Raw genomic sequence first — 8,135 nt, 5'->3', positions numbered from 1 at the left:
AACCTTGTCACGCCCCAGCCCCGCTGGTCCAGCCCCGGACCGCGGGGCTGTCGCCGTTTAAGGGCCCCGTTTCCCGCGGGCCCTGCGCCGGAGCCCGGCCGCAACCGGCCGCGCGGGACGCCCCGGCCCTCACGCGCACTCCTCCCGCGTGAGCTGCTCGTTGCAGCTGATGGCCGCTTGCGCCCCTTCCGCCGCCGCTACCAATGCTTGCTGAGCCGCTGGAGTGGTGTCGCCGGCGGCATAAACACCAAAGACGGAGGTTTGAATTCGTTTGTCGACCCAGACTGCGCCGCTACGCTGGAGCACGCGGCAGCCTAGCTGGGCAGCTAGGTCACTACGCTGCTTCTGACTGGGGTGGATAAAAATTGCGTGACGCGTAAGCATGCTGCCATCTTTGAACTCAACGTGGCGAAGCTGGTGGTTGCGCTTACCTACTAAGCGGCGGATGGGTTGCTCGTGAATAGTGATGCCGTGCCGTTGTAGGCGGTGACGGGCGTGCTCGGACATGCTGGTCCAGCCATCGGTGCAGACGGCTACGTTTTTGGACCACCGGCTAATGAGGAGGGCGAAGCCGGCGACGGATTTGTCGGTGCCGTAGACGGCGACGGGCTGGTCGCAGATTTCGTAGCCGTGGCAGTAGGGGCAATGCAAGACGCCGCGGCCCCAGAGCTCGTGCATACCTTCAATGGTCGGGAGGATATCGGTAACGCCGGTGGCGAGAATAATTTTGCGCGTGGTCACCTCACGGCCAGAATCGAGGGTGAGGTGGAAAGTGCCGGTTTCGGGGTCTTTGTAGGCCGTATTGACGCAGTTCTGGCGCTGTTCGACGGTGGCGTAGGGTTTGAGCTGCCCGTGGCCTAGCTGCAGCAATTCCTGGGGCTTGATACCGTCGCGGGAAAGGAAGCCGTGCACGGCGGGAGAGAAATGATTGCGCGTGCGGCCACCGTCGCAGAGCAGCACGCGGCGGCGGCAACGGCCCAGAATCAGAGCGGCGCTCAGGCCCGCGGCTCCGGCCCCGACGATGACCACTTCGTAGTCGGTGGCGGGAACGTGGCGGGGGCGTTTGAAGGGGCGTCGTTTGGAGACAGGCATCAGTAGCTAAGCATGGGGTAGCTCAGAAGTACCGCGTTGGGGGGCGCAGGGTTGTGTTAGTGGGCAATGAGTAGTTGAAGTAGTTGGGGAATTTCTGGTACTTGGACTTCCAACCTTTCCCACTGCCTATGCGACACCTTATACTTCTGCTGGCGGCCTGCGGCCTCAGCTCCGGGGCTATGGCCCAGCTTACGGGCACCAAGACTATTGACCCGGCCGGCACCGGCGCCAACAATTACACCACGTTTGCCGCAGCAGTGCAGGCGCTGAACGCGGGCGGCGTGGGCAGCGGCGGCGTCACGTTCCAAGTGAGGGCGGGCGCCACGTTTACCGAAACCATTCCGGCTATTACCGTTTCGGGGACGACGGCCAATCCAATTCGGTTCAGCAAGAGCGGCCGCGGGGCCAATCCGGTGCTGCAGATGGTGGGCAGCGGCGCCAACGACGCGCTGCTGACGCTGGACGGGGCCGATTACGTGCGGCTCGACAGCCTGACGCTGCGCGAGAATCCGGCCAACACGGCCGCGGCCGACATGACCGAGTTCGGGGTGTGGCTGAAAAACGGGGCTACCAACAACACCGTGCAGGGCTGTAGCATCGAGCTGAGCCGCAGCAACTCCAATAAGTCGTACGGAGTGTATCTGCTGGACGGCAACAACAACGCCAACCGCTTTTACAACAACGCGGTGAGCAATTGCACCAGCGCCTACTACCTGGCGGGGGCTACGTCGACCTATGACCAGGACAACGAAATCGGGACGCTGCCGGGCGGGCGGAGCCTAATTTCGCAGATCGGCCTGCCGGCCTCGGGCGGACCGCCCACCACGACCATCGTGTACGCACTGTATCTGAAGTCGCAGCAGCGGCTGCGGGTGTACGGGCTGGAGGTAACCGACGTGCAGGGGCCGGGCAGCGTGTACGGGCTGTATTCGACGGGGAGCAGCAACTCGGTGGAGCTGGCTGATAACACCCTGCGCAACGTGGTGACTACCGCCGCGGGCACGGGCATCGTGGAGGGCATTTACATCGACGGGGGCACGACCTCCACCATTCTGCGCAACCGCGTCGATGGGGTGCGGGCGGGGGGCTCCACGGCGTTTGCGGTGGGCATCGACGTGACGGGGGGGACGACGGTCAACGTGATAAACAACTTCGTGCTGAACGTGGCGGCGCCGGCCAGCACGGCGGGCACGGCGGTGCGGGCCCTGAGCTTGCGCGGGGGCTCGAACAACAACGTGTTCCACAACACGGTGCTGGTGGAGTACGCCGCCACGGTAGCCACCAACAAGAGCGGGGCCTTCTTTATGTCGGGGGCCAGTACGCCGGCTTACCTGGTCAACAACATCTTCGTGAACCGCGTGAGCGGGCTGGGCACGGGCGGCATCGGGGCGGCCTTTTTCAAGGCGACGAATACGCTGACGACGCTGTCGAACGGCTCGGGCAACAACCTGTACTACGCCGGCACGCCCGCACCCGAGCGGCCGATTTTCTACGGGGCCAACACCACCGCCCCTGCCGTAGCGGTGACGCTGACCGATTTCAAGCAACTGGCCTCGCCGGCCGAGCAAGCCTCGGTGACGGAAAACCCGCCGTTTGTGAGCAGCTCGGACCTGCACATCCGCCCCAATGTGCCCACGCAGGTGGAAAGCGGCGGGGTGAGCCTGGTGGGCGGCACCGGCGTACCCACCGACATCGATGGGGACGCGCGTAACCTGGCAACGCCGGATATCGGGGCTGATGAGGGCAGCTTCCAGCGCATTGATTTGGCCGGGCCGGCCATCGTGCTGACGCCGCTGGGCAACAGCAGCAGCCTGACGAGCCGCACGCTGAGCGGCGTGGCTATTACCGACGCCAGCGGGGTAAACGTAGCCGCTGGCACCAAGCCCCGGCTGTACTATAAGAAAACCACCGATGCCAATAGCTTCACCGCGGCCAACGACGCCAGCGGCAACGGCTGGAAATGGACCGAAGCCACCAACGCCGCCTCGCCCTTCAGCTTCCAGCTCGACGTGACCAAGCTGCGCAGCGCCCCGGTGGCCGGCGACTCCGTACAGTACTTCGTGGTGGCCCAAGACCTGGCTACGACGCCCAACGTGGCAGCCAGCCCCGGCGTGGGTTTCGCGGGTACCTCGGTGGCGGCCGTTACCAGCGCGCCCACGCGGCCCTACGTGTACCGGGTGCTGGGCTTTATCAGCGGGGTGAAGACGGTCGGTACCTCGGCCGCGGCCGACTACCCGACCTTGACGGCCGCCGTAGCTGATTTGAACCGCTCGGAGCTGAATGGCAACCTGACCTTCCGCCTTATCGACGCCAGCTACGCGGGCGAGACGTTTCCGATAACCATCAACGCCAATCCTGGCACCCGGCCCACGCCGACGACTAGCCCCCGGGCGGTGCTGATTCAGCCGGCGGTGGGTACGGGTACGGTGCTGCTGCGCGGCTCGGCCACCACGCCGCTGCTCATCATCAATGCCAGCTACGTGGGCATCGACGGGGGCACGGCGCAGAACCGGCGGCTACGGCTGCGCAACGACGGCACGGGCTCGGCCAGCGGCGTCATCTTCGCTTCGGGGCGCAACGTGGTCATCAGCAACTCGGAGCTGATAGCGGGCAGCAGCACGACGGGCTACGGCGTGGCCTTCGACGGGGTGACGGCGGGCCGGCTGGCCAACTGCCTGGTGCAGCGCGCCAACGTGGGCGTGCAGCTGCAGAACAACTGCGACTCGGTGCAGGTGGTGAATAACACCATCGGGGCTACGGTGGCGGCCGAGAAAATCGGGACGACGGGCGTGGTGGTGCTCAACAGCCAGCACTTCGACGTGCGCGCCAACACCGTGGCGGGCGTGACGCGGGCGGCCAGCCCGGCCGTGACGGGCATACAGGTCAGCGGCACCTCGCGCGAGGGTTTTGTGCGCGGCAACTTCATCAGTGACATCACCCACACCGGCAACACCACGGCCACCTCCTACGGCGCGGTAGGCATCCGGCTGGCCTCCTCCGACGCGGCTTCGGCGGTGCTGGTGAGCAACAACATGGTGCGCGACGTGCTCAGCTACGGCGACGATGGGTTCAGCTTCGCCCCGCACGGCATTCTGGCCAGCAGCGGCGGGGGCAACAGCCTCATCTACAACACCGTGGCGCTCAGCGGCACGATGAGCGGCGGGGCCACTCCGCAGAGTGCGGCCCTGCTGCTGAATACCGGCGTAACGGGCGTAGATGTGCTGAACAACATCCTGGTGAACAACATCGGCAGCACCCCGGCGGGTGGCCGCACCTACGCGCTGATGCTGGTGGGTACCGCCGCCAGCACGCTGCGCGCCAGCACCAGCAACGACTACTTCGTGACGACGGGCGCACAGTCGGCCCTGGCCAGCATCAGCGGCAGCGACGTGACGACCGTTTCCGGCATCCGCACGGCTACCGGGCAGGACGCCAGAAGCGTGTCGGTGGCCCCGGCCTTTGTGTCGGCTGCTGATTTGCACCTGACCGGGCAGAACTGCGGCCTGGCGGGCGTGGCAACGGTGCTGCCCAACGTGGTAGCGGATATTGACGGGGAAGCCCGCAACCCCAACACCCCGGTGGTCGGGGCCGATGAAACGAACATCTGCGTGACGGCCGTGGCCCAATCCAAAGCCAGCTGGCAGACCAGCGTGTACCCCAACCCCAGCACCGGCAGGCTGACGGTGGCCGTACGCGGTGCCCGCGGCCCGCTGACGCTGGAAGTGGTGGACGCCCTGGGGCGCCCGGTGCTGCGCCAAATCCTGCCCGCCGGGGCCGATATCAGCCAAACGGTGGATTTGCGCGGGCAAGCGGCCGGCGTGTACCTGCTGCGCCTGAGCAACGAGCGTGAAACTGGCAGCAGCCGGATTGTGCTGCAGTAGGTGCGCCTCACCCCCCGGCCCCCTCTCCGAAAAGGAGAGGGGGAGCCACAGCGGCAACAACGATTGTTTAGCGTATTCTCAAAGCAAAAGCGCGTCGTCCCGGTTGGGGCGCCGCGCTTTTGCTTTGGGGGGCTGCATCGGTTACTGCACCGGGCCGCGGCCGCTCTGCTCCACCAGCTCTTTGATCTGCTGGTTGAAGGCTGACTCCTGCTTGAGGTCTTCGAGCGGGATGTGGAAGCGGTACTTCCAGAAGTGCTCGGGGTTGGCGGGCACGTTGATCTGCTCGTCCTGCGGGTTCTGGCGGCGCAGCGCGGGGTCGAGGGCTACGAGGTCCTGCAGGGGGAAGATGGCCCACATGGCGGGCGAGTAGAGGTGTTGCACCGTCATTTCGCGGGCTACCCAGGGCTCGGCGAAGTAGGGGGCGGGCTGGCCGTAGTGGCCCAGCAGCTGCTCGAAGAAGCGCTGGGTCCGCTCGTGGTCCTCCTCCCACCAGCCGCGCACGGTGCTCATGTCGTGGCACGACGGGGAGACGACGGAGAGGTAGGCGGCGTCGTTGGGGTGGGAGAATTCGATGCCGGTGGCCGAGGGCATGCGCTGGATGTTCAGGCCGAGCATGCCGAGCTGGCGCATCACGCCGGGCACCGAGGCGGGCACCATGCCTAGGTCCTCGCCGCAGATGAGCATGTCGGTGGCGTAGCGCACGGCGGGCAGCTTCACCAGGCCCTGCTGGCGCCAGAATTCGTCGTGGCGGCGGAAGAAGAAGTCGACGTACAGGTCCTGCATGCGCTGGCGGGTGTGGTCGTCCAGCTCCCGGAACGTGCGCGACTTATCCACCGTGATGCGCGGGTGCCAGAACTCCCCATTGGAGCCCTCCGCTTCCACGAACAGCACTTCGGTGAGCAGGCGGTAGAGGCCGGTGCGCTGGCGCAGCAGGCGCTGCTCCTCGTCGCCCTCGGCAAACTCCAGCCGGGCCTCAAACACGGCCTCGACCTTACGCTGGGTATTCACGAACTCCTTCACCCGGAACGAGCCGTGGCCGGCGTCGTCCAAGAACTCCTCGCGCACGGCGTTGGCATCGGGCCCGAACAGCTCCTCCAGGATGTGCCAGCGGATGTAGGGCTGCGTGAGGCGCTGCCAGTCCCACCAGCCCAGGCGGGCGCGGATTTCGTCGCGGTGCAGGGGCAGGGCGGGGGAGAAGTGGCCAAGCAGACCCTCCACCGCGTGATTCGGGATTTCCCAGATGCGGAAGAAGCCCAGAATGTGGTCGATGCGCAGCGCGTCGAAGTAGCGGCTGAGGTGGCCCATGCGCTGCTGCCACCACTGGTAGCCGTCCTCGGCCATTTTCTCCCAGTTGTAGGTCGGGAAGCGCCAGTTCTGGCCCGTGACGGAGAAGTCGTCGGGCGGGGCGCCGGCCTGCTGGTCGAGGTGGTACAGCTCGGGCTGGGTCCAGGCCTCCACGGAGTGGCGGTAGATGCCGATGGGAAGGTCACCCTTCAGGACTACACCGCGCTGCCGGGCGTACTCCACGGCCTCGCGCAGCTGCTTGTCGAGGTGATACTGAATGAACAGGTGCAGGCCGAACTCGTCGAACTCCGCGTGCTTGGGGTCGAGCAGCGCATCGAGCCAGGCGCTGGGCTGCTGAAACTCCTGGGGCCACTGGCGGAAGTCGACGGTGCGGAACCGGTCGCGCAGGCCGCTGAACACGGCGTAGGGCGCCAGCCAGCTTTGCTGCTCCTGATAGAACTGCTGGTACTCCTCGTCGGCCAGGAAATTCGGCTTTTCCTGCTTGTAGAGGGCGCGCAGAAACTTCCACTTGGCCTCCGTCACGGGCTGGTAGTCCACGAAGTCGCGGGTGTTGAGCAGCTCCCGCGTTTCGTCCAGCTCCCGCTGCAGCTCCTCGTTCTGCAGCTTGGCAATGCTGTCGAGGTTGACGTACTGCGGGTGCAGGGCGAAGACCGAAATGGCCGCGTAGGGGTACGAATCAACCCAGGTGTGGGTGGCGGTGGTGTCGTTGATGGGCAGCACCTGCACCAGCTGCAAGCCGGTTTCGACGGCCCAGTCCACGAGCAGCTTGATATCGGGAAATTCGCCCACGCCCAGGCCTTGCTTGCTGCGCAGGGCAAACACCGGCAGGGCTACGCCGGCACCCTTCCACGGGCCCTCGGGGTGGCGGTACAGCTCGTCGTGGCGCCAGCGCAGGGTGTCGCGGCCCTCGAAGGGCGGCAGCACGCGGTCGGGGCCGGTTTCCAGGTCGATGCACTGCTTCTTTTCCGCGTCGTAGAGGCCGTACTTATAGATGACGGGCTTCTCGGCGTCGGCCAGCACCACGTCGGCCGACCAGACGGGGAACGTCGCGTCGGAGAGCAGCAGGGGCTTCTGGTTGTCCCAGGCGCCGAGGGCCGCGTCGGAGCCGAGCACGCACAAGCACTGGCCGGGCGCGATGCGCGGGGCGCTGAGCGAGAAGCGCGTGGTGGCGTCGGCGGCGCGGCTGCGGGCCTTCTTGGGCTGGTGGCAGGCCGAGTCGGCGGGGCGGCGGAAGATGGCCTGGGTGAAGGCGTTGGTCTGCAGCTCGTACTCGGGCAGCTCGGGCTGGTGCCAGAACTCGTCGAGCACCACCGTGGCGTAGGTTTCGCCGGCGAGGCTGAGGGTGCGGTCGGGGCCGCCTTCCCAGGTTACGGCGCCGCCGTTGTCGTCGACGAGCACGTACTTATAGCGCAGCTCGGCCGCTTCGGCGGCGGGCAGCTCCGTTTCGCCTTCCCAGGTGTTGGTGCCGGGATGGTAGGTCAAACGCAGGGCGCGGTCGGGGTGCCAGTCGCCCAGGGCCGAGCCGGAGCCGCGCACTTCAAGGCGCTGGCCCCAGGTCGTGAAATAGGGAATGCGGAAACGGAGGCGCATAAAAAAAAGATGCAAGAAATCGGAGGGCAAAAGTCGGATATTTAGCCGATTCTACCGCAGTTTCTGAACGGAAGCTTTGCCGGGGCGAGTAAGTGTTTACTCTACGCCGCGCTACAGGGTTGGAAAGCGCAGTAGCGGGCCGATAGGCGGCTACCGCCGTCGGGCAAGGGAGCCGGGCTGCTGCCGAAACCAGCAGTGGCCGCCGGTGCTGCGGGTGGCTCGGCTACTACGGAATCAAACTGCCGGAACCGACGAGCTGGGGCCCAC

General features: G+C 66.1%; 3 protein-coding genes. 1 reads left to right on the top strand and 2 read right to left on the bottom strand.

Annotation, left to right across the window (positions count from 1 at the left end):
- Nucleotides 1–129: 129 nt before the first annotated feature.
- A complete protein-coding gene (locus tag EJV47_RS20350) occupies nucleotides 130–1,092 on the bottom strand; it encodes an NAD(P)/FAD-dependent oxidoreductase (protein WP_126695044.1) in 963 nt (320 codons plus the stop codon).
- A 128-nt stretch (nucleotides 1,093–1,220) separates the two neighbouring features.
- Here EJV47_RS20350 and EJV47_RS20345 point away from each other — a divergent pair, with 128 nt between their 5' ends.
- On the top strand, nucleotides 1,221–4,973 hold the full coding sequence (locus EJV47_RS20345) for a T9SS type A sorting domain-containing protein (RefSeq protein WP_126695043.1): 3,753 nt from the start codon (nucleotides 1,221–1,223) through the stop codon (nucleotides 4,971–4,973).
- A 141-nt stretch (nucleotides 4,974–5,114) separates the two neighbouring features.
- Here the strand turns inward: EJV47_RS20345 and EJV47_RS20340 are convergent, their stop codons facing one another.
- The gene (locus EJV47_RS20340) at nucleotides 5,115–7,868 is read right to left on the bottom strand and encodes a 4-alpha-glucanotransferase (RefSeq protein WP_126695042.1); all 2,754 of its coding nucleotides are present in this window, start codon (nucleotides 7,866–7,868) and stop codon (nucleotides 5,115–5,117) included.
- Nucleotides 7,869–8,135: the final 267 nt, after the last annotated feature.

Origin of the sequence: Hymenobacter gummosus, assembly GCF_003970915.1 — a bacterium.
Lineage (GTDB): Bacteria > Bacteroidota > Bacteroidia > Cytophagales > Hymenobacteraceae > Solirubrum > Solirubrum gummosum.
This window is presented reverse-complemented; position numbering and strand designations above follow the sequence as displayed.